We start from the raw sequence: 25,645 nt of genomic DNA on the forward strand, positions 1-25,645 counted from the left end.
CCGTGATAGATACACGGGACATTAGGCTTTGTGAAGGTGGGTTCTGAAGATGGAAAGGGTCAATACCAGACTCTATGTTGAAGACAAGCTCTTCGAAGGTGCAACCGTTGGCCTTGATTCGGCTGCGGCGCATTATCTCAGGTCGGTCCTCAGATTGGAACCGGGGGCCAGAGTCGGTTTGTTCAACGAGCGTGAAGGTGAATGGCTTGGTATTATCGATGGACTTGGCAAAGGCTGGTGTTCGCTTCGGGTTAAGGAATGCCGACGTGAAATCGAAGCCGAACGGGACATCTGGCTGGTATTCGCTCCGATAAAGCGCTCCCGTATTGATTTCCTTGCCGAGAAAGCAGGGGAGTTGGGTTGTTCGCGTATTCTGCCGGTATTTACCCGCTATACAGATGTGAAACGGGTAAATACGGAACGTCTGGCAGCACATGCCAAGGAATCAGCCGAACAGTGCGAGAGACTGTCCGTAACCCGTGTGGACGAAGCTGTATCCCTAGAGAAGATGATTCAAAACTGGCCCGCAGATCGACGTCTGGTGGTCTGTGCCGAATTTGGCGAGGCGCGGCCCATTGCCGAGGTCTTTACCGAACTGCTGAGAGATGAACCGGATGCGGGATTAAAGCCCTGGGCTGTTTTGATCGGCCCGGAAGGCGGATTTTCAAAAGAAGAGCTTGAAGCTCTCTCTAGACTTTCTTATGTGACACCAGTTGGCCTCGGCCCCAGAGTATTACGGGCTGATACCGCTGCTGTTGCTGCTCTGTCCTGTTGGCAGGCTATTTTAGGTGATGGGGGCATGCGCCCTCCAAAAGGAACAACGCCGGTTACGATTACCTGATACCCAGCGGTATCTATAATTGTGTGATCTTTCGGCCTCAATGGAATTTGTACTATGTCCGACGCTACGTCCTCTGCTGCGATAACTGAAAAATCCCAGCTTATTTCTTATTTTGAAAGCGGCAATAAGCCAAAGGATCAGTGGCGAATTGGCACTGAACACGAGAAGTTTGCCTTTTGTGACGAAAGCTTCAAGTCATTGACGTATGATGGCACAAAATCGATCAAGGCGATCTTGGAGGGGTTGGCGGGTCGCTTTGGCTGGACGCCGGTTTACGAAGCAGGGAATATTATCGCCCTTACGGACAATGGGGCTTCTGTCACGCTTGAGCCGGGCGGCCAGTTGGAACTGTCGGGTGCTCCTCTGGAAACCTTGCATGATACCTGTCGGGAGGTTCATTCCCATCTGCATCAGGTTAAGGAAATCACAGAACCACTTGGAATCCATATGTTGGGTATGGGGTTCAATCCGAAATGGGGGAAAGAAGGTGTAAACTGGATGCCCAAAGGGCGGTACCGGATCATGCGGGATTACATGCCCAAAAGAGGCAAGCTGGGGGTCGACATGATGACACTGAGCTGTACGGTTCAGGTCAATCTGGATTTTTCCAGTGAAGCCGACATGATTCACAAGTTTCGGACCAGTCTGGCGTTGCAACCCCTGGCGACGGCACTTTTCGCCAATTCTCCCTTCCGTGAAGGTAAGCCAAATGGCTACCTGAGTTATCGCAGTCATCTTTGGACCGATACGGATCCGGACCGTTGCGGAATGCTGTCTTTTGTGTTCGAGGACGGTATGGGTTTTGAGCGCTATGTAGATTATATGCTGGATGTACCGATGTATTTTGTCTATCGCGATGGAAAATACATTGATGTCAGTGGCGAGTCTTTCCGGGACTTTATGCAAGGGAAACTTAAGGCTCTTCCGGGTGAATTACCCACCATCAAGGACTGGGATGATCACATTACGACAGCCTTTCCCGAAGTGCGGATGAAGAAGTTTCTTGAAATGCGCGGTGCTGACGGCGGACCATGGAAATCTCTTTGTGCCTTGCCGGCTTTCTGGGTGGGTCTGCTCTATGACCAGACTGCTTTGGATGCTGCCTGGGATCTGGTCAAGGACTGGAGTGATGAAGAGCGGCAGTTGCTCCGCTCTGAAGTGCCTGAAAAAGGTCTTTCTGCCACCATCCGTGGGGTCAGGCTTCAGGAAATCGCCCGCGAGATCGTTGGTATTGCCCGTAGCGGGCTGGAAAACAGGGGGCGGATCGACGGGCAAGGGCAGGATGAGACCCATTTCCTGAACACTCTTTCAGAAATTGCCGAAAGCGGCATTACCCCTGCAGAGGAAAAGCTTAAGGCTTTTTACACACGGTGGGGGGAAAAGGTGGATCCCGCTTTTGTTGAATATGCTTACTAATAATTAACCTGTGCTTGCATACAATAGTATGTGAAAATGCTCCTTCTATAGCTCACTACCAAAGTGGGCATGAGGGTGTGTGCTTGAAACAGGTATAGATTTCAGGCCTTTCCGGGACAATTGACATCAATTGGTCAGTTTCCCGGGGCCGTGATATCATGCCCTGATTGTGGAGATCAGGCCTGATGAAAAGAATATTTCTTATACTTTCGATTGTGGCCCTGATGGCCGTAGGTATTTGGGCGCTTTATCCATGGCTTGGCGGGGCGAGCAAAGACACTGATGGTTTGTCTGGGGGGGCTCTTGCGCCCCTTGCTTCACCCAAGGGAAAGGTTCTCTTGACCATCTCCGGAAATATTCAGGTTTATAATCAAGGGAACAAGGCGGTATTCGATCTGGAGATGTTATCGGATATTGGCGAGAGTGTTATCGACACCAGCTTGCGAAGCCGAGAAGGTGTTTACAGCTTCTCGGGCGTAGAAGTAGGTGCTCTTCTGAAGCGTCTGGGGGCCGAGGGACGCAGCTTGAAGCTGCTGGCTCTTGATAACTATACGGTTGAGATCGAACCGGAAGACTATCTTAAATATCACCCTGTAATTGCTTCTCGAATTAACGGCGAGGAAATCGAGATCAGGGACAAGGGGCCTCTCCGTCTGATTTTTCCCTGGGATTCCTATCCGGAGGAACTGGCTGGGGACGAGTATTACAACAAGGCCATATGGCAGTTGAATGAAGTTGTCGTCCAGTAACCTGTAGGAAAGCCCCGGATTAAGTCCCGGGGCTTTTCTGGGGAGGATGGAAAGTGATGTTCTGGAATTTCTCCCGCTTGTCAGATCATTGATTTTTCTTGGTCAATTTTCTGACAGCTAGGCTGTTCCGCCGACAGTAATCCCGTTGATCAACAGGCTTGGCTGGCCAACACCGACGGGGACGCCCTGGCCATTTTTACCACAGGTCCCGACGCCTTCATCCATTTCCATGTCGTTGCCGATCATGGAAATTTTCTGCATGACGTCTGGGCCGTTGCCGATCAGGGTGGCTCCCTTGACCGCCTGACCAATGATACCGTCTCTGACCTGATAGGCCTCGGTACAGGAAAAGACAAACTTCCCTGATGTAATATCAACCTGTCCACCGCCAAAGTTGACTGCATAGATACCGTTTTTGACAGCTTTCAGCATTTCGGCGGGGTCATGGGCACCATTATACATCACGGTATTGGTCATGCGGGGCATAGGAAGGTGGGCATAGCTTTGACGTCGGCCATTTCCGGTCGGGTTTTGTCCCATCAGCCGGGCATTCTGCCGATCCTGCATATAACCAACCAGAATGCCGTCTTCAATCAGCGGGGTGCATTGCGACGGTGTCCCTTCATCGTCAACGGAAATGGAGCCCCGCCGGTCAACAAGAGTTCCATCATCAACGACAGTCACACCCGGTGAGGCGACCCGCTCACCAATACGGTCACTGAAAGTAGAGGTTTTCTTCCGGTTGAAATCTCCTTCAAGGCCATGGCCAACGGCTTCATGAAGCAGGATACCGGGCCAGCCGGGGCCGAGGATGACCTGCATCTCGCCAGCTGGTGCCGGGATGGCGTTGAGGTTAACAAGAGCTCTGCGGATTGCTTCATCAGTACCATTCTGCCAGTAAGATGGATCAAGCAGGCTGTCATAGACGAAACGTCCCCCTCCGCCGTAAGAACCACTTTCCATCTTGTCCCCATCAGCCACGGTAACAGAAATATTGAGGCGGACCAGAGGGCGTATATCAGCCACACGGTGACCTTCAGAGCGAAGAATTTGTACGGCCTGCCATTCGCCAGAAAGCGAGGCACTCACCTGAATAACACGCGGGTCCTTGGATCTGGCGTAAGAATCAATATCGCTGAGCAACTTGATTTTGGTTTCAAAGGCTGTCGAGGACAGGGGATTGTCGTCCGTATAAAGCGCCCGGTTCGTTCCAAGTGGAGAAAGGGCCATCGTGCCTTCGTGTCCGGCATGCACAGCCTGAACCGTATTTACGGCTCGGATGATTGCTGCCTCACTCAGATCGCTGGCGTGGGCATATCCCGCACTTTCACCGGAAATAGCGCGTAGGCCGAAACCTTGTGTCGTATCAAAACTGGCATTTTTCAGCCTGCCATCATCAAAAACCATACCTTCAGACTGGCGATATTCCAGATAGAGCTCTCCGTCGTCGGCTCCTTTGAGTGCACCGTTGATGATACCTTCCAGCCGTTTCTGGTCGAGGTCCGTCCGGTTGAAAAAAAGATCGTCGGTGGTGGCGAGATAACTCATCAACAAATTCCCAAAACAAGATCACAAAAAATAATACTCTCCATAATATAAGGGTAGTGGGGCCTCAGGCCAATGATCTTGGCTTCCCTATCTGTGAAAATGTTGCAACACTGCGCCAACTGTAACTGGGGAACAGCTTCAGCATTGATCAAAAGCGGTGAGTAAACCGCTGAAAAGGTCGGCAGCGATCAGGGATCGACCGGCCAAGGGTAATAAGAGAAGGAAGTTAGATGCTGCGCGACCACCCGCTCAGAGTAGAGCTCTGTAATGAACTGCATGCCCGCCCTTTTACGCAGTTGTCCGGGCCGGAAACCATTACCCACATCGGTATTGTTACTGGTGAAGGCAAGGCAGAGGAAGAACGAAGGCATGTTGGTCAGTTGTGTAGCCGTTACAATGTTGTACCTCCGCTGCCAGGAACCAAGCATTTTATGGCAGATTTCGGGCGATTTTTTCTGGTTTGGGAACGCCATACAGAGTTTTCGACCTATACTTTTTTTCGAAATCGTCGGGATCCGCAAAGGAAGCTGTCAGATATAGATCCCGTTCATATCGATCAGGCGGGAGAGCAGCCTTACGTTCCTTTTTCCAGAACGGCCATCGCCCAGGTGCCGGGGGACTGGCTTGAAGGGCTTTCGGGAGATCGGCTAGTTGGCGTTCATCTTGAGCTTGAGGGACCGGATGCGCAAGAACGGACAATGCAGGAGCAAGTGGCATTTTTCCCGTCAGGTAATCTGGCTGCAAGCACGTTGCGGGCTGGCTTGGCTGCTGTCTGGATGGACTTCAGTATTAACGAAGATGGGTATGGCCGGATTCTGCTAAAGGATTATGGGCTGAAGCCCAGGCAAATCGGCCGGGCGGTACAGCGTTTATTGGAGATCGAAACCTATCGTATGATGGCGTTGTTGTCTTTGCCCCTGGCGCAAAGTTATGGTGCCCGTCTGGCCAAAGCGGGGAGAAAGCTGACCGATATAACTTCGCGGATGACGGGGACGCGTGCAGTGACGAGTGAAAAGATCTTGTTGCGAGAGTTGACGGAGCTTTCTGCCGAAATTGAACAGGCCGCCGCGGAAACCAATTATCGTTTCAGTGCCTCTAAAGCCTACCATGAGCTTGTCAAGCAACGTACCCGCAAGCTTAGAGAAGGTAATATGGACGGGTTCCAGCGGATCGAAAGTTTTCTCGATAGGCGACTGACCCCGGCAATGCGGACCTGTGAGGCGACCGCACTTCGCCTTGATACGCTCTCAAAAAGGGTCGCCAGGGCTGGGCAGTTGCTCCGTACAAGAGTGGATATCCAGCTTGAAGAGCAGAATTCAGCGCTGCTCAAGTCAATGGATCGACGGGCAAGCCTGCAGTTGAGGCTTCAGGAAACCGTCGAGGGTTTATCTGTCGCTGCCATCAGTTATTACGTTGTCAGCCTGATTTACTATCTGGCAAAGGGGGCGAATGATCTTGGATTCGATATAAAAGCTTCTCTGGTCGCAGCTCTTTCTATCCCCCTTGTCGTCATCGGTCTGTGGCTTGGCGTTCGACGTGTTCGTCGTATGGTGACGCGGAACCAAAGTGAATAAACATGCTTTGTTTTTGATTTTGCTTATTTTTTATGAGCTGCGGCATAAAGTCGCAGAATGTTAGCGTTGTGCAACAAAAGCTGTATAATCCATGGCCAAGTAAATTCGTGATGCAATAAACCATTCAATATACGAACTTCTTAAGCGACTGGGGCTTGTACTCGCTGCTTTCAATAGGGTAGGTTGCGCCAGAATAACAGTTTTATTGAGTCCGGCCTGAATTCACAAATTTACCCATTGTGGATATTAGTCCTGGAATCGGGATAAAGACTTTGATCTTGATCAACTCAAGGCAAAGTCGGCAAAAAAAACAGGATGTTGAGTACATGACGTTTCTGAAACGGATTGCCCATCTTCTCGGTGCAGCTGCGCTGATGGGGGGAATGGCTACAGTAGCACACGCTGCTCAGCCAACAGAATGGTCACTTGGTTTGCAGGAAGCTGCGACACCGGTGATGGAACAGATCGCAGAGTTCCATACCCTGCTGATGTATATTATCACAGGTGTGACACTCCTGGTTTTGTTCCTGTTGCTTTATGTAATGTTCCGATTTTCTGAAAAGCGGAATCCTAATCCTTCCACCACCAGCCACAATACCCTGATCGAGATTATCTGGACGGCGGTGCCTGTGATTATTCTGGTGATTATTGCCATTCCGTCATTCAAGCTGCTTTATGCTGCAGATCGTAACCCTGATACCGAAATGACCATTAAAGCCATTGGGAAGCAGTGGTACTGGTCATACGAATATCAGGATCATGGCGATTTCACTTTTGACGCCTATATGAAGGCAGAAGACGAACTGGAACCCGGTGAACCACGGCTGCTGGCAACGGATAATGCTGTTGTCGTCCCAGTTGACACGAAAATCCGTCTTCTGGTTGCTGGTGAGGACGTGATCCACAGCTTTGCAATGCCTGCTTTTGGTCTGAAACTCGATGCTGTTCCAGGACGGATCAATGAAACCTGGTTCGAAGCGACGAAGACCGGGACTTTCTATGGTCAGTGCTCTGAAATCTGTGGAACAGGCCATTCCTATATGCCGATCATGATCAAAGTTGTTTCCAAGGAAGAATTCAACGTTTGGGTTGAAGCTGCCAAAGAAGAATTTGCTGCGATCAAGAGCGATCATTCCATTCAATTGGCTCAGCTAGACTGAGACATTGTGTCAGATTTCATCGCGCCAAGAAGAAGCGCTGAAGAAAACGAAGTGAGGATTTAGAGATATGGGTGCTGCTACTGAAGCCCATCACGATCATGATCACAAGCCGGGCTTCTTTGTCCGTTGGTTCTGTTCGACCAACCACAAAGACATCGGGATTTTGTATCTGGTCTTTGCCATCATCGCCGGTCTGATCGGCGGGGCATTTTCCGTCTATATGCGTCTGGAGCTTCAGGAGCCCGGCGTTCAGTATTTTCTCTCCGGTGACGGAGAGCCAAACGGCCAGTGGTGGAACGTCGTCGTTACCGCCCATGGCGTGATTATGGTTTTCTTCGTGGTCATGCCTGCTGTGATTGGCGGATTTGGTAACTACTTTGTCCCCTTGATGATCGGGGCGCCGGATATGGCCTTCCCGCGTATGAACAATATTTCCTTCTGGTTTATTGTTCCTGCATTCCTGCTGTTGCTGGGATCCGCTCTGGTGGGTGAAGGCGCTGGTACTGGCTGGACGATTTATCCGCCGCTTTCCTCGTTTGGTCATTCGGGGCCCTCGGTCGATATGGCAATCTTTGCCCTCCATCTGGCTGGTGCCTCCTCGATCCTTGGTGCTGTGAACTTTATCACGACGATCTTCAACATGCGTGCCCCCGGCATGACCCTGCACAAGATGCCGTTGTTCGTCTGGGCGATGCTGGTTACAGCCTTCCTGCTGCTGCTGGCAGTGCCGGTTCTTGGTGGCGCGATCACCATGTTGCTGACGGATCGTAACTTTGGCACGACCTTCTTTGATCCCGCTGGTGGTGGTGATCCGATCCTGTTCCAGCATCTTTTCTGGTTCTTTGGTCACCCTGAAGTTTACATCATGATCCTGCCGGGATTTGGTATCATTTCCCACATTGTATCAACCTTCAGCCGCAAGCCGATTTTCGGCTACCTCGGGATGGCTTATGCGATGGTTGCGATTGGTTTCGTCGGCTTCGTGGTCTGGGCGCATCACATGTACACTGTTGGCCTTGACGTTGATACTCGGGCTTACTTCACGACTGCAACTCTGGTGATCGCTGTGCCGACAGGTATCAAGATCTTCTCCTGGATTGCGACGATGTGGGGTGGTTCGCTCCGCTTTACTGTTCCGATGGTTTGGGCTCTGGGCTTTATCTTCTTGTTCACCGTTGGTGGTGTGACGGGTGTTGTTCTGGCCAACTCCGGGATGGATTTGCCGCTGCATGACACCTATTATGTTGTGGCGCATTTCCACTACGTTCTCAGTCTTGGAGCAGTCTTCTCGATCTTTGCCGGTATGTATTACTGGATGGGCAAGATGTCTGGCCGTGACTACCCAGAGTGGGCCGGTTACCTGCACTTCTTCCTGACCTTTATTGGTGTGAACATGGTGTTCTTCCCGCAGCACTTCCTTGGTCTGCAGGGCATGCCACGTCGGTATGTTGATTATCCTGACGCCTATGCAGGGTTTAACGCGATTTCTTCCTATGGGGCTTACATCACCTTTGCCGCCACGATCTTCTTTGTCGTTATGACGATCTATACGATCAAGGCCGGACGTCGTGTTTCTGACAGCCCATGGGGCGAAAGCGCAACAACGCTGGAGTGGACTGTTTCTTCTCCACCGCCTTACCATTGCTTCAACGAGCTGCCAAAAATCAAATAACAGCCCGTATGTTAACCGGCCACTGCTGTAGCAGTGGCCGGGTACGATCAGGAGTTTTAATTCGTGTCAGATACATCCATGGACAATATTATCGGGACGGCAGAAACGACCTCTTACGGGAGTGTCGCACAGGTTGCTGATTTCTGGGCTCTTCTTAAGCCGGGAGTTATGTATCTTGTCGTGTTTACCGGGTTTTCCGGCTTGATGATTGCCCCTGGCACAATTCATCCCTTCCTCGGGTGTGTTGCCCTGTTATGCATTGCCATTGCCTCGGGTGGGGCAGGGGCAATCAACATGTGGTATGACCGCGATATCGACGCGATCATGACACGGACGAAAAAACGTCCCATTCCTGCCGGGCGTATGGCCCCGGACGTTGCCCTGAGCTTTGGAGTGATCCTCAGTATCTTCTCTGTGATGCTGATGGGGCTTGCTGTGAACTGGACAGCAGCAATTCTTCTGGCTTTGGCCAACGGTTTTTATGTTTTTGTCTACACCATGTTCCTCAAACGCAGGACCCCCCAGAATATTGTTATTGGTGGTGCAGCCGGCGCTTTCCCGCCAATGGTTGGCTGGGCAGCTGTGACCGGCACGGTGAGCATTGAATCAATCGTTCTTTTTCTGATTATCTTTATGTGGACGCCTCCGCATTTCTGGGCTTTGGCGCTTTACAAGGATGGCGACTACGCCGCCGCGAAAATCCCGATGCTGCCTGTGGTCGCCGGGCGTAAAAATACCAAGTGGCAGATGCTGGTCTATACGTTGATTCTATTGCCACTGGTTCTGGCACCGGTTTATTTCGGTGTTGCGGGAATGCTTTATGGTGGTGTGGCTTTGGCTGCCAGCCTGTATTTCCTCTACCTCAACATTTGTGTCCTGCGTTCCGAGGAAGACAAAGTTGCAAAGAAAATGTTTTTCTTTTCAATCCTCTATCTCTTCTTGCTCTTTGCCATGCTGATTATTGATCGGGCACCGGGCATTATGAACCTGATTGGAGGATGACCCTAATGGATACAAATGAAATGAATCAAAAAGTTTCCCATGATGAAGGGGCAACCGTTACGATGACCGAAGAAGCACGCCGATTGCAGAAGCGCCGGAACTGGGCGATCCTTGGTGTTCTTGTCGCCTTTATTGTCCTGTTTTATGTGATTACAATCGTCAAGATGGGGCTGAACTGAAAATGACAGCTACAGTGGCTAAAAATACGCGAGTTGCCTTGGTCCTCGGCGGTGTCGTCTGTGGTATGATCGCACTCGCGTTTGCTTCTGTACCACTCTATCGTCTTTTCTGTCAGGTCACAGGTTTTGGCGGAACGACTCAGGTCGCTGAAGCGGGGGCCGAGAACAATCTGGTTCTTGGCAGTCGGGAAATGACAATCCGCTTTGATTCATCTGTAAACGGGGATCTGCCCTGGACGTTCAAACCTGCGCAGCGGGCGGTAAGCCTGACGGCAGGAGAATCCGGGATCGCCTTTTATCAGGCAAAAAATACTTCAGACGAAGCCGTGCGCGGTGTTGCAACTTTTAATGTGACGCCGCTCAAGGCTGGTCAGTATTTTGTTAAAATAGACTGTTTCTGTTTTTCTGAACAGACTCTCTTGCCGGGACAGGAAGTCGATATGCCTGTGACTTTTTATGTCGATCCGGAAATAGAGAATGATCCGAATCTCAGTGAAGTAAAAACGATTACTCTTTCCTACACCTTTTTCAGAGATGATGAAGCTGTATCACAGGAAGTGAGTGGTTTGGGGAACAACGCCGGACAAAAACCGGCCATAGAGATCAATTAACAATACGCGTAGCGTCTGGTTAAGAGGGACATCATGAGTGCAGGGCACGACGAAGTAAAACATCCGTATCATTTGGTAGATCCAAGTGCATGGCCTCTGCTAACAGCTTTTGCTGCAGGGCTTCTGGCGACTGGCCTGGTTTTGATGATGCATGACTATACCAACTATGTACTTTATGCCGGGATTGCCTCGGTGTTGGTATGTGCATTCATGTGGTGGCGTGATGTGGTCAACGAAGCCGTTGTCCGTCATCTGCATACACCGGTTGTACGCATTGGTTTGCGCTATGGCATGGTTCTGTTCATTGCGTCGGAAGTCATGTTTTTTGTGGCTTTCTTCTGGGCCTACTTCTCTGCAGCTTTCTATCCAAGCGAAGTGATCGGTGGTGTCTGGCCCCCGGCTGATGTGGTGACCTTTGACGCCTTTGATCTGCCGTTCCTGAACACACTGATTCTTCTGCTTTCTGGCTGTACGGTAACCTGGGCGCATCACGCTGTTCTCAAGAAAGAGCAAAAACAGGCTGTACAGGCGCTTACCATTACAGTGGCCCTTGGTGTTCTCTTTACAGCACTTCAGGCTTATGAATACAGCCATGCTGCTTTTGGCTTCAAAGACGGGATCTATTCCTCGACGTTCTATATGGCGACTGGTTTCCACGGTTTCCATGTGATCATCGGTACCATCTTCCTGTTTGTCTGTCTGATCCGCACCCAGAAGGGACATTTCACCCCTGAAGCCCACGTCGGCTTCGAAGCAGCTGCCTGGTACTGGCATTTTGTGGATGTGGTCTGGCTCTTCCTGTTTGTTGCAGTCTACTGGTGGGGGGGCAACTAGGCCCTCGACCCGCGGTTCTTAGTGGAACCGCTATAAAAAATTGAAGAAGGCCGTGCCTGACGAGGAGGTGATTTTAAAAATCTCATCCGTCAAGCCCGGCCTTTTTTGTCGGTGTTCCAGGTGCATACAAAGATCTCTTTTCAAGTGATTGTTGACAGTGCGAGATTGTTGTTCTGTTTTCCCGTTACCTGCGCCAACCCGGATAGTGAAGACGGCCTGGCCATTTCAATTTTAGGCTGTTTGATCATTTCACGAGTGTTTTATGGTTCGAGGTCTTTTTCGAACCACTGCTCTGGGGCATATTCTTCTCTGGCCTGTCATTATTATCGGGGGATCAATCACTTTGCTCCTGCTTATGAAAGGGCTTATGGTGGCGCTGCAATATCACTACAAAGCAAGCTATTCAGGATCCGTTGACTATGACTAAGGGCACAACACGCCGCTTCCAACCTACTTTCTGGCCAACCGTTTTTTCCATTCCCGTGTTTCTGGTGGCCCTGGGGTTGGGCACCTGGCAGCTTCAGCGTATGGAGTGGAAAAAAGAACAGATTGCCCTAAGGCAGGAGCGTTCTGGAGCCGAAGCGGTTTCTTTTGATGAGCTCTATGCCGGGAATTCTGGTGTTCCGGCCGAAGAGGAATTCCGCCATGTCTGGATTGAGGGCGAATTCCTTCATGACGAGGAGCTTATTCTGGGAGCGCGCTCGCTGGATCGACGCCTGGGTGTCCAGATCGTGACACCTTTTGCCCTGCGGGATGGCAGAGAGATTCTGGTCAACCGTGGCTTTGCACCGTCGGAACTCAAAGAGTCTGCTGCCCGTCCTGAGGGGCAGGTGAAAGGCACTGTCCGGATAGAAGGTTTGTTACGTGTTCCGGGGTGGAAAGGCTATGAAATGGTGAAGCCGGCGAATGACCCGATCAAGAATTTCTGGTTTTATGTCGATATACCGGAAATGGCTCGACATACCGGCCTGTCAAATCCTGTACAGGATATCTATCTTGATGCGGGACCTGCGGCCAATCCCGGTGGCTACCCTCTGGGCGGACAAACACGAATTGAACTGGTCAACAATCATCTGGAGTATGTCATCACGTGGTATGCCATGGCCCTGATCCTTGCGGTAATCTATTTTGTTTTTCATTATCGCCCTGTGGAGAAGCTGGAAGACGAGACCTGACCCAATCTCTCCTGTGTTTCCTGTAATGTCGAATGAACGAGAATAAAATGTCTGCCTATTCAACACTTGAAAAAAAGTTTCGTCGGATGAACGCGCTCACCGAAGCCAGTGGTGTACTGGGATGGGACATGTCGACAGTCATGCCGTCGGGCGGGGCGGAAGCAAGGATGGAACAACTGGCTGTTCTCAGTGGCGTATGTCATGAAATTTTGACAGGGCCGGATGTTGGTGACCTGTTTGATGAGGCGCTTGAGGCTAAGGGAGAGCTCAATGGCTGGCAGCTTGCAAATCTGAGAGAAATGCAGCGGATCTGGCGGCATGCAACAGCCCTGGAAGGTGATTTTGTTGAAGCCAAGATCAAGGCCTGTAAACGGTGTGAAATGGTCTGGCGTTCAGCAAGGCCTGAAGGGAATTTTGCAGCAGTTCTTCCAACCCTGAAAGAAGTGCTGAATCTGACGCAGCAAGAAGCACGAATAAAATCAGAGATATTTGATTGTAATATCTATGATGCCTTGTTGGACCACTATGAACCTGGTGGCAAGTCCGCCCGGATTGATGCAATTTTTGACGACTTCTCCAGCTTCTTTCCTGATTTTTTACAAGAAGTGTTGGAAAAGCAGCGCTCCAGGCCGACGCCTGTCATGCCCGATGGTCCTTTTCCCGTTGCAGTTCAGGAAAAGCTGGGACGTGAAATGGTTCAGGCTGTCGGGTTCGACTTCAATCATGGCCGGCTGGATGTCAGTTTGCACCCCTTTTGCGGCGGGGTACCTGATGATGTTCGCATCACCACCCGTTATGATGAAACGGATTTCATGATTTCATTAATGGGGGTTCTGCATGAAACTGGTCATGCAATGTATGAAAGAAATCTTCCGCCGGATTGGCGTTTGCAACCCGTTGGCGCGGCACGTGGCATGACCATGCACGAGAGCCAGTCGTTGATTATCGAGATGCAGGCCAGCCGTAGCCCGGAATTTATCTCTTACATGGCTTCAAAGGCCCAGGCGGCCTTCGGTTCGGATGGCGCTGCCTGGTCGGTGGAAAATATGCGCGGTATCTATAACCAGGTTCAGCCTGATTTTATCCGTGTGGATGCCGATGAGGTTACCTATCCTGCGCATGTGATTCTCCGTTACCGTCTGGAGAAAGAGCTGATCAGCGGCAACATGCAGGTGGAAGACCTGCCCCAGGCCTGGGGAGATGGGCTGGAGAGCCTGCTTGGTATCCGTCCACCCAATGACCGACTTGGTTGTCTGCAGGATATTCACTGGTACGACGGTGCCTGGGGTTATTTCCCGACCTATACGCTGGGAGCTATGGCCGCAGCGCAGCTCTTTGAAGCCGCAAAAAAAGCGAGCCCTGAAATCCCTGAAGCCCTGACCAGAGGGGACTTTTCTCCTCTTATGGCCTGGCTCAATGTCAACGTTCATAACTGGGGATCATTCCTGAGTACAGACGAGCTGCTGACCCGGGTTACAGGGCATCCGCTTGACCCTCAGATTTTCAAGAAGCATCTGAAGGCGCGCTATCTGGATTCTTAATGAAACTTCCCAGTGCAAAAACATGTAACTGGCTTGCTGCCTCGGGTGGGGCGCAGTAAGGTTGCGGGCAATTTTGTTAAACGAGTGTCGGTCTAGGAAATTATGAGATATATCAGCACCCGCGGTCGGGCAGAAAGCCTCGGCTTTGATGACGTACTTCTGGCCGGATTGGCCCGAGATGGGGGCCTGTATTTACCTGAGAGCTGGCCTGAGTTTTCGGCAAAAGAAATTCGCGAGATGGCAGGGCTGCCATACAGCGAAGTTGTCTTCAGAGTGGTAAAGCCATTTGTCGCGGGTGTTATTCCCGATGCTGCTCTCAAGAGCATCGTTGAAGAGAGTTATGCCAGTTTCCGTCACCGGGCTGTCGCCCCTCTCAAACAGATGAATGAACGGCTCTGGGTGATGGAGCTGTTCCACGGCCCGACTTTGGCTTTCAAAGACTTTGCTTTGCAGATGCTGGGACGTTTGTTTGACTACGTCCTGCGGGAACGGGGGGAACGGATCACGATTGTCGGGGCGACGTCGGGTGATACGGGCTCTGCAGCCATCGAGGCGTGCCGTGATCGAGACCAGATCGATATTTTTATCCTGCATCCCCATGGCAGGGTTTCGGAGGTTCAGCGTCGGCAGATGACCACAGTGAAATCTGCCAATGTGGTCAATGTTGCCCTCGAAGGTACGTTTGACGATTGCCAGGACCATGTGAAGGCAATGTTTAATGACCAGTCTTTCCGCGATAGTGTAAAGCTTTCGGCCGTGAATTCGATCAACTGGGCACGCATCATGTCGCAGATTGCCTATTATTTCGCTGCGGGTGTTGCGCTTGGTGCGCCTGACCGGCCAATCGGATTTTCCGTCCCTACCGGGAATTTTGGCAATGTGTTTGCCGGGTATGCAGCCGGACGTATGGGCCTTCCGGTTTCCCAACTGGTAATAGGTTCGAACCGGAATGATATTCTGACTCGCTTCTTCGAGACGGGAGCCATGACCATGCTGCCGGTTGAGCCCAGCCTTTCTCCCTCGATGGATATTCAGATCTCCAGTAATTTTGAACGGCTGCTTTTTGATCTGCTGGACCGGGACGGTGCTGCTGTGGAGGCAACATTGACCAGTTTCCGGGAGACAGGGAACTTTGCACTTTCTCCGGATCGTCACCAGCGTGCCTTGCGTCTGTTCGACGCCTTCCGGCTTGATGATGACCAGACCTTGGCGGAGATCCGTAAATATCATCAGCTGACCGGAGAGTTGCTGGATCCACATTCGGTTATCGCTGTGGCAGCGGCCGATGCCATGATTCGGGATGATGTGCCGGCAATGGTCTGTATGGCGACTGCTCATCCGGCGAAATTTCCGGATGCGGTCCATAGAGCATCAGGTGTGACGCCTGAACTGCCCGAGCACATGGCTGATCTGTTTGACCGTGAAGAGCACTGTACAGTTATGGCAAACGATTTGAGCAAGCTGAAAGAGCTGGTTTTGTCGCGGCGGAGAAATAGTTAATTTATGACCATTGAAATCTCTACACTGCCCAGCGGCCTCAGAGTTGCGACCGACAGACTCGATAGTGTTGAATCCGTTTCCTTGGGTGCCTGGATCGGCGTGGGAACACGGAATGAAGAAGCAAAGGTCAACGGTGTTGCGCATTTGCTGGAACATATGGTTTTCAAAGGCACGGAGAAGCGCACGGCCTATGACATCGCTGAAGAAATCGAAGCTGTCGGTGGCCAGTTAAACGCCTATACATCCCGTGAGAATACGGCCTTTTATGCCAAGGTTCTCAAGGATGATGTCCCCCTTGCACTTGATACGGTCGCTGACATTTTGCAACGCCCCCTGTTTGATGCTTCAGAACTGAAGCGCGAACGTCAGGTCGTTTTGCAGGAACTCGGTCAGGCCAATGACACCCCGGATGACATTATTTTTGATCACTTCCAGGAAACAGCTTACCAAAATCAGGCTCTGGGACGTCCGGTTCTGGGGAAAAGCGAAATTATCAGCCGCCTTTCGACAAAAGACCTGAGAAATTACATGGGAAGCAACTATGGCAGTAATTCCATGGTTGTTTGCGCTTCTGGAAAAGTTGATCACGCCGAGTTTGTAAAGCTGGCTGAAGAACAATTCGGGGGGCTGGACTCTGTTGCTGAACAGAAGCTGGCGCCGTCAATTTACTCTGGCGGAAACTATCGTGAAGAGCGCGTCCTGGAACAAGCCCATTTTCTGATTGGTTTCGAGGGCGCTGATTATCTAAGTCCTGATTATTATGCAGCAAATGTTCTGGCCACGTTGTTTGGGGGCGGGATGTCTTCGCGTCTGTTTCAGGAAATCCGTGAAAAACGTGGGCTGGTCTATACCGTTTATGCCTTTGCATCCAGTTTCATGGATAGTGGCCTGTTTGGTGTCTATGCCGGAACGGGTGAAAAGGAAGCAGGTGAACTGGTTCCCGTGGTCGCGGATATGTTTGGTGATTTGACCAGCACGATAAGCGAAGAAGAACTGGTCCGGGCCAGAAGCCAGCTCAAGGCATCTATTCTGATGGGCCTTGAAAGCACAGGGGTCAGATGTGAACAGCTTGCCCAGCAGCTGTTGATCTTTAACCGCTCGATTCCTGTTGAGGAAACTGTTGCGATGATTGAGGCCGTTGATGTCGCTGCAGTTCAGAATTTTGCCACAAAAATGTTGTCCAGCCCCGTTACACTGGCCGCACTTGGACCTATCGGGCAGCTGGAAAGTCAGGAGCTTCTGGAAAAGAGGTTTGTTGCCTGATGCTGTTCAGCGGACTGACACAATGGGAGATGCGGCGGCTTCGGCTGGTTAATAAGCGCGTGTATCTCCGGGTGCCCCAGATGGGAGACTGGAGAGAATGGGCTGAATTAAGACACATCAGCCGCGATTTTCTGACTCCCTGGGAACCAACCTGGTCGAGCGACAGCCTGGATAAATCTTCATTCCGGGACAAATTGAGAGTTTATTGGCTCGATTGGCGTCAGGGGATGAGCTATTCCTTCTATGCTTTTTCTCGCGAGACGGACGAGTTGCTGGGCGGGATCACGATTGGAAATGTCCGCCGGGGAGCTGCCCATATGGGCACGATCGGCTACTGGATGGGGGAACCCTATTCTGGCAAGGGGTATATGACAGAGATCCTGTCCTCTGCCCTGGATTATGCTTTCGAGGAGTTGGCGCTACACCGGCTTGAAGCGGCTTGTCTTGAACACAATGAAGCCAGCAAGACGGTTTTGCGTAAAGTTGGTTTTGTCGAAGAAGGGAAGGCGCGGGGATATCTGCGTATCAATTCCCTGTGGCAGGATCACATTACCTTTGGGGTCTTGCGCAATGACGCCCGTCTTTCTGCCAAAGGCTGGATCGAGGGTAAGCACTGATACGAAAGCAGGAAAAGGAAAGATCTAAGCATGTCCTGCCTCACCTGAAAGTAACCCGGGATCAACACCGATCTTCGACATTGCCTTTTCCCATTTTTCCATAAGGTTTTCACCGAACAGAATATCTTCGTCGGGATCAACAACAAGCCAGCCGTTGTTCTGGAGTTCATCATCGAGCTGTCCGGGGCCCCAGCCGGCATATCCGAGAGCCAGGAGGCTGCTTTGTGGCCCTGTGTTGTTGGCAATATCACTAAGGATGTCCACCGTAGCGGTCATTGCCACTGAATTGGCGACGTTCATGGTGCCGTCCTGTTGATATTCACTGCTGTGTAGAACGAAACCTCTGCCGCATTCTACCGGGCCGCCAAAATGAACCCGGATTTGTCCGGCAGTTTTTGTCGCGGGTATTTCCAGTTGCTGGAGGAGATCAACAAAGGAGAAGCTTTTAATAAGCTGATTGATGACAAGCCCCATTGCTCCGTCTTCGTTGTGTGCGCAAAGATAGATGACCGATTTGGCAAAACGGGGATCACTCATTTGTGGCATGGACACCAGAAGTTTTCCGGTCAAATAACCGTTACTCTGAAAGCCAGTCATTGTAATTTTAAACCTCCTGAGCAGATATAGAAGCAGCCAGTATAGCGTCTGGAGAGTAATTTGACTCGGATCATTCCCTAAACACGCCACATTTATTATATAGGTCATGATCCTAATAAGACAAAACATGCTGCAGCGTGGGTATTAAATCACTACCCAGTACCCTTCGGCCTTACATGGTTTGGTACTGCGAGATAAGACTGAAAGACGGGTGTCGCGTGAGAGTGTTTCAAAAAACAGGTGCTTTCTTCTCAAGAATTCCGGGATTACTAGCCCTGGTTTTTGTGGTTCAGGCTGTTTGGGCTTCAGCAGCCTTTTCTGCAGCTACGCCCTGGGTCGAGACAGATTATTCCCGTGTGCGCTTGATTTCTGCTCAGGAAACACTTGGGGAACAGGGCTCCTTGATGATGGGGCTTGAGTTTGAGCTGGAAGAAGGGTGGAAGACCTACTGGCGCACCCCCGGAGATGCGGGCTATCCGGTTTCTCTTGAGCTTGAAGGAAGTGAAAATCTGGCAACATCAGAATTTTTCTGGCCTGTACCTCATCGCTTTACTCTTTTTGGCCTGGAAACTTTTGGCTACAGCGAAGCTGTTATCTTCCCTTTTGAGGTCAAAGCCACCGATCCGGGGCAGGATCTGCTGCTGAGGGGGCAGATAAGCTATCTCTTGTGCAAGGAAATCTGCATTCCTTTTGACGCTGATGTCTCTATCAGAATTCCTGCTGGAGACGCTTTCCCGTCGCTTGAAACCTCTTTGATTGATGCAGCGGTTGGATTGGTGCCGGGGAAAGGGGCGGAATCTGGTCTGGCCGTGGATCAGGCTTTTCTACAGGGACGAAAGGATTCTCTTGAATATCGGATCCTTGTTTCTTCGACCAAGGAAGGGTTTGTTGCGCCGGATCTTATTGTTGAAGGCCCTCCAGAGTTCTCTTTTTCCAAACCGGAGGTCGTGCTTGGGGATGATGGGACAACAGCTGTTTTAACCCTTGCGGTCGATGTTGACCCACAAAGTGGGACAGTGGTGGAGGGAAAACAGCTCCGGTTACTGCTGGTGGATGGGGCCAGGGGGCTAGAGGTCGAGAAGATTGCACGGTTTGATCCTGCAGCTGTGGGGGCTGAGACATCATTTGATGAGTTTGCCGTGATTCTGGCTGTGGCATTGCTGGGTGGCTTTATTCTGAACCTGATGCCCTGTGTACTTCCTGTCTTGTCGCTCAAGATGCTCTCAGTCATAAAACATGGTGGGCGTAAAGGATCAGCTTTGAGGCGCAGCTTCCTGATGACCAGTGCAGGTATTGTCAGCTCTTTTCTTCTGCTTGCTGGTTTGGCGATCGGGGTAAAAGCACTCGGTGTATCTGTCGGTTGGGGGATACAGTTCCAGCAACCGCTTTTCCTTATTGTGATGGCGGTTATTGTTACTCTTTTTGCAGCCAATCTGTTTGGCTGGTTCGAGGTGCTGGCCCCTTCTTCCTTGAATGACAGAGCCGTGGCGGCCGCAAGTTCTCCCAGCCTTCGGGGGGATTTTTTTACCGGTGTGTTCGCAACCTTGCTGGCCACGCCTTGTTCCGCCCCTTTCCTTGGGACAGCTGTTGGCTTTGCTTTGGCAAGAGGCAGCTTTGAGATCCTGGTGATCTTTACGTTTCTCGGTCTGGGGATGGCGATCCCCTATCTTCTTGTAGCCTTGAGACCTGGCTTTGCGACTTTGCTGCCGAAACCCGGGGCCTGGATGGTGCGTTTAAAGGTTTGTCTGGGGTTATTGCTTCTTGGAACCGGGGGCTGGTTGCTTTCGGTATTACAGGTCCAGGTCGGTTCTCTCGCTACGTTTCTTATTGGCGGATTGTTGCTGGCCGGGCTTGTCGTGATGGCATTCCAGTCTCAGGGGCTGCTCCGCAGAGGGGGCGTGGTCAGTATTCTGGCCGCTTTGGCTCTTGTTGTGCCAACGGTCTTTGCAGATGTTCCCAAGGCTGAAATCAAAGATGATCTGTGGAACAACTTTGATGTTGAAAGTATTCCGAAAATCGTGGCGGATGGCCGTATCGTCTTTGTCGATGTGACGGCGGATTGGTGTCTGACCTGTCAGGTCAACAAGAAACTGGTGCTGGATCGGGAAGAAATACGGGGTTTTCTGGCCACAGATCAGGTGGTGCCAATGCTGGCTGACTGGACTTTGCCGAATCAGGAGATCACAGCCTACCTGAAAAGTTATGGGCGATATGGTATTCCGTTTAATATCGTTTATGGTCCGGGCGCGCCTGATGGAATTGTGCTATCTGAACTGCTGACGATGGAAGAGACACTTGAAGCTTTTAAAAAAGCATCCGCTCGACAAGAATAATCAAGAGTAACATGACAACATTGCCCAAAGCAGGGCTCAAAACGGGGAAAAGAATATGACAATCACTGTTGGAGCGAAGGTCCCTTCGGCTACCATCTGGAACAAAGATGCTGAAGGAATGAACAAGATTGATTTTGCCGAGTTTTGCTCTGGTAAAACCATTGCCCTTTTTGCGGTCCCTGGAGCGTTTACGCCGACGTGCCAGGATAACCACTTTCCAAGCTTTAAAAAGTATGTCCAGTCCTTCAAGGACAAGGGGGTTGATATTATCGCCTGCCTTTCTGTGAATGATGCCTTTGTCATGCGTGCCTGGGGCCAGAAGCTGGATGCCGAAGGCGATATTCTGATGCTGGCTGACGGAAATGGTGATCTTGCAAAAGCCCTGGGCCTCACGCTTGACGGAACGGGTTTTGGACTGGGGTTACGTTCCGCTCGTTTTTCCATGCTGATCAAGGATGGCACTGTAACCGCCTTGAATGTGGATGACGCAGGAAGTTATGAAGTTTCTGACGCGGATACTCTGTTAAAAGCATTGTAGAGCACAAAACTAAAGAATGGTGTTTCGCTTCGTTGCCAGAGTTTTCTGTCCAGATCTCTATTGTAAGATCGACGGGTAGGCTCAGGGGCGGGCCGGAAGAGCCGGTCCGCCAGCAACGGGGAGATTGCCGATTTCTCGAACAAGCTTCTGCACGATTGCCTGCCTGTAATCATCATAAGAATTTGCCTTGATAACAAAGCTGTTGAAGCCGCCTGTGACCTGGCTTCGAAAATAGCTGTCGAGGGTAGGGATGTCGTTCACAATAGCTAGTCCGTTGATTGTAATATTGTTTTTGACCGCAACATCACGCAAGTAGTGAACCGGAATACCATCATTGTTCCTGCCATCTCCGGAAATATCAAGAGTGCGCCTGGAAGAATGGAAAGGGCTGCGGTTAAAGATATGGATCGATTGTGCGATTACTGCTGAGAGAGATGTCGAACCGATCGGCACCGAGCGTGGCAAACGGGCTATCTCTGCGGCCACGGCTTCAAAACTTCCCGGAGGTCCGATCAGCGTCCAGGGCAGCACCACATCCTGATTGCTGCTGCTTGACCACTGAATGAGGGTGAGGGCGATTTTCTGGTGGTGACCCAGCTGAACAGCTTCCCTGATTTCCTTGGAATTCAGGGCATAGGCTATCCCCTGCATTTGCTGAATATACTCGTACTGATCGACGCTATAGGAACAGTCAATGGCAAGGATGAGCTGGAGATCTACCTGTGGAGGAAGCGAGAGGTTTGTCTGTGCAAGAGCCGGGAAGTTCATAAAACTGAAAATAACAAGCAGACAGTGCCGAACACCGCGGAGAGAAGACGTGAAGTGAACCATAGGTGCTCCAGTATTATCCCGGTTTCATCAAGAGGGCATCTGTCTGAACGTCAAGAGGACTCCTGAATTTTCCCATTGATCCCCTTCTGGTTATAGAAGGGGAGGGCAGGCATCTGATTGTAGCTGATTTTACCATTAAATATAAATTCCAGTTTGGATCTCCCGAGTCTTTTATTTTGCCTGAGGTATAAGGAATGCGATAATAACGGCTCCTTATATCTTTGTTGTTTTGCCCAATAGCTTGTTTTTAATGATGGAATATCGCTAGGCATAATTTAGCTAAAATTTTATTAAAATTAGCCGCTATTTGGAATCGTAACTCATTGATTTTTTTCGAAATCAGGCTCAGAATATAAGGTGAGTACAGGTGCATTGCGCAGGTATGCGTGTAACACTCTCTAAGTATGGAGACGGTCAAATGCCTACCGTTAATGGCTCGTCGTATAGCGCGACTACGCTTAAGAATTCACTTATACAACAGAATAATGTCAATAAGCTGGCAAGCGGCTCGAACTTTCCAAAGGCATCTGATGCGGCTGCCTCTCTGGCGATTTCGGCCGTGCTTCAGGCTGATACCGTTGTTTTGAACCAAAATGCGGCAACGGCTGCACAAGGGGCAAGTATTGGTCAGATTGCCGACGGCGGTCTGGCTCGGATTTCAGAAGGCCTTGTTCGTCTGAAGGAACTGGCAGGGCAGGCTCTGGGGGCTTCCCAGGATCCGAGCAGCCTGAATGCGATTAATGCCGAGTTTGTTCAGATCAGAGATGAGATCTCAGGTGTTGCCGGACAAACCACGTTTAATGGGCAAGGCTTGCTGGATAACACCGGTAGCCAGAGCTTTCTGATCGGCACGGATGTCGGCGATACGATCAATCTGGATAATGTTGATGCCACGGGCGGCGCGCTCGGGATTTCGGGATTGACCGTTGATACCGTTGGAAATGCCACAACAGCTTTGGCCAGTATCGACAATGCGATTAACGTTGTCAGTGGCTATCGGGCAGGAATCGGTGCTGCGGTATCCCGCTTTGAAGTGGCTGGTGAAAACATTGCCAGCCAGGTAGAGAACGTCAAGGCGGCCAATTCAGCGTTGGCTGATTCAGATATCGCTGCCCAGGTGACAAGCCTGGTGACATCGAAAGTTCTGAACGAGGTCGGCCTCTCTGCCCGGGCACAGGCGAATAATAATCCTCAAGCTCTGCTCAGGCTTCTGGAAAGATAATCTCGCGTTTTGAATACCAAGGCATGGCTTCTTATTTATAGGAAGCCATGCCTTGGCGTGCGAGTTCGTCGGCACGTTCATTTTCAGGATGCCCGGCATGCCCCTTGACCCATCGCCATTCAACATCATGGGGTTTTAGGGCTGTTTCCAGACGTTGCCAGAGTTCCGCATTTTTGACGGGTTTTTTATTGGCCGTCTTCCAGCCGTTCCTACGCCAGTTATGAATCCACTTGGTAATTCCGTCTTTCACATAGACGCTGTCTGTGGTCAGGATGACATACGTCGGCTTTTTAAGGGCTTCCAATGCAAAGATGGCGCCCTGGAGTTCCATGCGGTTATTGGTTGTTTCCGCTTCGCCCCCACAAAGCTCTTTCTCTGTTTCTTTATAGCGCAACAGGGCGCCCCAACCACCGGGGCCCGGGTTTCCAGAGCAGGCACCATCGGTGAAGATCTCTACAGGTGTTTTCTTGGTCATAGGGTGATGCCGTAATCGCTGACAGATTTGACGGATTGATGGAACCGCAGCTTGTTAAGGTATTCCAGCGGATCCTTGGGTTTGACAAAGGCGCCTGCGGGGTGGTTGATCCAGTCGTAGAGGCGGGTCAGCAGAAAACGGAAAGCAGCACCCCGGGCCAGTATAGGTAGGGCTTCCAGTTCTTCCCGGGTTAGCGGTTTGGTCTCCTGATAGGCCCGGGTCATTAGTTGGGCCTTGGTAACGTTAAAGCTGTTGTCCTGTTCAAAACACCAGGCATTGAGGCAGATGGCTATTTCATAGGCGAGCACGTCATTACAGGCGAAGTAAAAATCAATGACGCCTGAGAGATTCTCGTGAATGAAAAAGACATTATCCTGGAACATGTCCGCGTGGATAACCCCTTTGGGCAGACTGTCCGGCCAGTTGGCTGAGAGAAACGTCAGTTCTTGTTCAAGTTCTCTGGTGAGGCCGGGTTTCACCTGGTCACCTTTACCTTCGCAGGCTTCCAGAAGCTGTTCCCAACCTGAAACGGAGAGCGAGTTCGGTCTCTCTAAGGGAAAGTTGGCACCCGCGAGATGCATCTCTGCCATGGTCTTGCCAAGGGCACGACAATGGAACGGCTGTATCCGCCGGGGCCACATGCCATCGAGAAAAGCCGTGATGGCTGCTGGTCGACCACACAGTGTGCGCAGAAACTCTCCGTCCTTGCCTGCAATCGGCACCGGACAGGAGATGCCTTGGGCGGCAAGGTGTTGCATATAGCCGAGGAAAAAGGGCAGATCTTCTTTTTTGACCCGTTTCTCGTAGAGGGTGAGAATATAGTTCCCGGCTGTGGTGTGCAGGATATAGTTGGAGTTTTCTACGCCCTCGGCGATTCCCTTGAGAGAAAGGACTTCTCCAATATCGTACTCGGTGAGAAAGGATTCGACTTCATCGTCGGGAACTTCGGTATAAACGGCCATGGGATCTCAGTGAATTTCTTTGTTGGCTGTCGTGTCTGACAGGGTCTTGGGGACTTTGAAGACAACGTCTTCATCCCTGATATTGACTTCTTCGATGCGCACATCAAAGTGTGCGCGAAAAGCATCGATAACCTCTTCTACAAGAACCTCCGGCGCAGAAGCGCCAGCCGTGATGCCAAGAGTCTTGATCCCGGCAAGCCGATCCCACTGGATATCCGTCGCACGTTGGACAAGTGCTGCCTTTTCACAGCCCTGTTTGAAGGCGACCTCTACCAGGCGCTTGGAGTTTGATGAGTTGGGGGCACCGATAACCAATAGAGCATCGCATCTGGCAGAAATGGCTTTCACGGCTTCCTGGCGGTTGGTCGTGGCGTAGCAGATGTCTTCCTGTTTTGGCCCCATCATGTTTGGAAAACGCCTGAGCAGAATTTTGATAATTGACGCCGTGTCATCGACCGAAAGAGTGGTCTGGGTTACATAGGCGAGATTCTCGCTATCCGGCACAACGAGTTCTTCGGCATCCTGCTCGGTTTCAACCAGAACAATAGAGTTGTCGCTGAGCTGTCCCATGGTTCCAATGACTTCGGGGTGACCAGCGTGACCGATCAATATCACCTGCCGCCCGTCTTTTTCATGGCGTTCTGCTTCGCGATGGACCTTGCTGACCAAGGGGCAGGTCGCATCAAAGTAAAGCAGGTTTCTCGCCTTGGCTGCTTCCGGAACGGATTTGGGGACGCCATGGGCAGAGAAAATGACAGGAACGCCTTCAGGAACTTCATCCAGTTCCTGTACAAAAATGGCCCCTTTTTGTTCCAGACTCTCAACCACAAAACGGTTGTGAACAATTTCATGGCGTACGTAGACCGGAGCACCATGTTTGACGAGCGCGCGTTCGACGATCTCGATCGCGCGATCCACACCGGCACAGAAGCCTCTGGGGCTTGCAAGTAAAATTGTCAGGGCGGGTTTGGTCATAGGTCTGGTCCGTTGTTTTACAGAGGATAG

General features: G+C 51.1%; 25 protein-coding genes. 19 read left to right on the plus strand and 6 right to left on the minus strand.

Annotated features, from left to right (window positions below):
* Positions 1-49: 49 nt before the first annotated feature.
* The 3 genes from O4H49_RS13335 to O4H49_RS13345 all read left to right on the plus strand — a co-directional run bounded on the left by O4H49_RS13335 (position 50) and on the right by O4H49_RS13345 (position 3,006).
* Positions 50-841 (plus strand): 16S rRNA (uracil(1498)-N(3))-methyltransferase, encoded by a 792-nt coding sequence (locus tag O4H49_RS13335; protein WP_269423932.1) that lies wholly within the window; start codon positions 50-52, stop codon positions 839-841.
* A 54-nt stretch (positions 842-895) separates the two neighbouring features.
* The gene (locus tag O4H49_RS13340; RefSeq protein ID WP_269423933.1) at positions 896-2,257 is read left to right on the plus strand and encodes a glutamate--cysteine ligase; all 1,362 of its coding nucleotides are present in this window, start codon (positions 896-898) and stop codon (positions 2,255-2,257) included.
* Between the two features lie 185 nt (positions 2,258-2,442).
* On the plus strand, positions 2,443-3,006 hold the full coding sequence (locus O4H49_RS13345) for an oxidoreductase (RefSeq protein WP_269423934.1): 564 nt from the start codon (positions 2,443-2,445) through the stop codon (positions 3,004-3,006).
* A gap of 117 nt (positions 3,007-3,123) precedes the next feature.
* Here the strand turns inward: O4H49_RS13345 and tldD are convergent, their stop codons facing one another.
* Positions 3,124-4,554 carry a metalloprotease TldD gene (tldD, locus tag O4H49_RS13350; protein WP_269423935.1) on the minus strand — a complete coding sequence of 477 codons (1,431 nt, stop codon included), beginning with the start codon at positions 4,552-4,554 and terminating at the stop codon, positions 3,124-3,126.
* A 230-nt stretch (positions 4,555-4,784) separates the two neighbouring features.
* Between tldD and O4H49_RS13355 the strand changes: the two genes are divergently transcribed.
* From O4H49_RS13355 to O4H49_RS13415, 13 genes are all read left to right on the plus strand, one after another.
* A complete protein-coding gene (locus O4H49_RS13355) occupies positions 4,785-6,128 on the plus strand; it encodes a DUF3422 family protein (RefSeq protein ID WP_269423936.1) in 1,344 nt (447 codons plus the stop codon).
* Positions 6,129-6,454: 326 nt separating this feature from the next.
* On the plus strand, positions 6,455-7,288 hold the full coding sequence (gene coxB / locus O4H49_RS13360; RefSeq protein WP_269423937.1) for a cytochrome c oxidase subunit II: 834 nt from the start codon (positions 6,455-6,457) through the stop codon (positions 7,286-7,288).
* Positions 7,289-7,355: 67 nt separating this feature from the next.
* Positions 7,356-8,960 (plus strand): cytochrome c oxidase subunit I, encoded by a 1,605-nt coding sequence (gene ctaD, locus O4H49_RS13365; RefSeq protein ID WP_269423938.1) that lies wholly within the window; start codon positions 7,356-7,358, stop codon positions 8,958-8,960.
* A 78-nt stretch (positions 8,961-9,038) separates the two neighbouring features.
* Complete coding sequence (cyoE, locus tag O4H49_RS13370) at positions 9,039-9,962, plus strand: heme o synthase (RefSeq protein WP_269424051.1); 924 nt, start codon at positions 9,039-9,041, stop codon at positions 9,960-9,962.
* 5 nt (positions 9,963-9,967) lie between these two features.
* Positions 9,968-10,141 carry a hypothetical protein gene (locus tag O4H49_RS13375; protein ID WP_269423939.1) on the plus strand — a complete coding sequence of 58 codons (174 nt, stop codon included), beginning with the start codon at positions 9,968-9,970 and terminating at the stop codon, positions 10,139-10,141.
* Positions 10,142-10,143: 2 nt separating this feature from the next.
* Complete coding sequence (locus tag O4H49_RS13380; protein ID WP_269423940.1) at positions 10,144-10,752, plus strand: cytochrome c oxidase assembly protein; 609 nt, start codon at positions 10,144-10,146, stop codon at positions 10,750-10,752.
* A gap of 33 nt (positions 10,753-10,785) precedes the next feature.
* Positions 10,786-11,586 (plus strand): cytochrome c oxidase subunit 3, encoded by an 801-nt coding sequence (locus O4H49_RS13385; RefSeq protein WP_269423941.1) that lies wholly within the window; start codon positions 10,786-10,788, stop codon positions 11,584-11,586.
* Between the two features lie 262 nt (positions 11,587-11,848).
* A complete protein-coding gene (locus O4H49_RS13390; RefSeq protein WP_269423942.1) occupies positions 11,849-12,013 on the plus strand; it encodes a hypothetical protein in 165 nt (54 codons plus the stop codon).
* Positions 12,006-12,761: an SURF1 family protein gene (locus tag O4H49_RS13395; RefSeq protein ID WP_269423943.1), complete on the plus strand. Its 756-nt coding sequence runs from the start codon at positions 12,006-12,008 to the stop codon at positions 12,759-12,761. Before O4H49_RS13390 ends, O4H49_RS13395 begins: the two co-directional genes overlap by 8 nt.
* A gap of 47 nt (positions 12,762-12,808) precedes the next feature.
* Positions 12,809-14,302 carry a carboxypeptidase M32 gene (locus O4H49_RS13400; RefSeq protein ID WP_269423944.1) on the plus strand — a complete coding sequence of 498 codons (1,494 nt, stop codon included), beginning with the start codon at positions 12,809-12,811 and terminating at the stop codon, positions 14,300-14,302.
* Between the two features lie 102 nt (positions 14,303-14,404).
* On the plus strand, positions 14,405-15,802 hold the full coding sequence (gene thrC, locus O4H49_RS13405; protein WP_269423945.1) for a threonine synthase: 1,398 nt from the start codon (positions 14,405-14,407) through the stop codon (positions 15,800-15,802).
* A gap of 3 nt (positions 15,803-15,805) precedes the next feature.
* Positions 15,806-17,065 (plus strand): M16 family metallopeptidase, encoded by a 1,260-nt coding sequence (locus tag O4H49_RS13410; protein WP_269423946.1) that lies wholly within the window; start codon positions 15,806-15,808, stop codon positions 17,063-17,065.
* Positions 17,066-17,094: 29 nt separating this feature from the next.
* Positions 17,095-17,682 (plus strand): GNAT family N-acetyltransferase, encoded by a 588-nt coding sequence (locus O4H49_RS13415; RefSeq protein WP_269424052.1) that lies wholly within the window; start codon positions 17,095-17,097, stop codon positions 17,680-17,682.
* A gap of 24 nt (positions 17,683-17,706) precedes the next feature.
* Here the strand turns inward: O4H49_RS13415 and O4H49_RS13420 are convergent, their stop codons facing one another.
* A complete protein-coding gene (locus tag O4H49_RS13420) occupies positions 17,707-18,279 on the minus strand; it encodes a YqgE/AlgH family protein (RefSeq protein WP_269423947.1) in 573 nt (190 codons plus the stop codon).
* Between the two features lie 224 nt (positions 18,280-18,503).
* Between O4H49_RS13420 and O4H49_RS13425 the strand changes: the two genes are divergently transcribed.
* Together O4H49_RS13425 and O4H49_RS13430 are read left to right on the plus strand one after the other, a co-directional pair.
* Complete coding sequence (locus O4H49_RS13425; protein WP_269423948.1) at positions 18,504-20,612, plus strand: protein-disulfide reductase DsbD family protein; 2,109 nt, start codon at positions 18,504-18,506, stop codon at positions 20,610-20,612.
* Between the two features lie 55 nt (positions 20,613-20,667).
* Positions 20,668-21,150 (plus strand): peroxiredoxin, encoded by a 483-nt coding sequence (locus O4H49_RS13430; protein ID WP_269423949.1) that lies wholly within the window; start codon positions 20,668-20,670, stop codon positions 21,148-21,150.
* 81 nt (positions 21,151-21,231) lie between these two features.
* Here the strand turns inward: O4H49_RS13430 and O4H49_RS13435 are convergent, their stop codons facing one another.
* On the minus strand, positions 21,232-21,981 hold the full coding sequence (locus O4H49_RS13435; RefSeq protein WP_269423950.1) for a DUF1194 domain-containing protein: 750 nt from the start codon (positions 21,979-21,981) through the stop codon (positions 21,232-21,234).
* A 418-nt stretch (positions 21,982-22,399) separates the two neighbouring features.
* Between O4H49_RS13435 and O4H49_RS13440 the strand changes: the two genes are divergently transcribed.
* The gene (locus O4H49_RS13440) at positions 22,400-23,203 is read left to right on the plus strand and encodes a flagellin (protein WP_269423951.1); all 804 of its coding nucleotides are present in this window, start codon (positions 22,400-22,402) and stop codon (positions 23,201-23,203) included.
* Between the two features lie 31 nt (positions 23,204-23,234).
* Here O4H49_RS13440 and rnhA read toward each other — a convergent pair whose 3' ends face one another.
* The 3 genes from rnhA to ispH are packed head-to-tail and all read right to left on the minus strand — an operon-like array spanning position 23,235 to position 25,615.
* Positions 23,235-23,678, minus strand: a complete 444-nt coding sequence (gene rnhA / locus O4H49_RS13445) for a ribonuclease HI (RefSeq protein ID WP_269423952.1) — start codon at positions 23,676-23,678, stop codon at positions 23,235-23,237.
* Positions 23,675-24,640 (minus strand): homoserine kinase, encoded by a 966-nt coding sequence (locus tag O4H49_RS13450; protein ID WP_269423953.1) that lies wholly within the window; start codon positions 24,638-24,640, stop codon positions 23,675-23,677. The genes rnhA and O4H49_RS13450 overlap by 4 nt, the downstream gene beginning before the upstream one ends.
* Positions 24,641-24,646: 6 nt before the next feature.
* Entirely contained in the window at positions 24,647-25,615 is a 969-nt protein-coding gene (gene ispH, locus O4H49_RS13455; RefSeq protein ID WP_269423954.1) for a 4-hydroxy-3-methylbut-2-enyl diphosphate reductase, read from the minus strand.
* Positions 25,616-25,645 lie beyond the last annotated feature (30 nt).

This window comes from Kiloniella laminariae (genome assembly GCF_027214005.1).
GTDB classification, from domain to species: domain Bacteria; phylum Pseudomonadota; class Alphaproteobacteria; order Kiloniellales; family Kiloniellaceae; genus Kiloniella; species Kiloniella laminariae_A.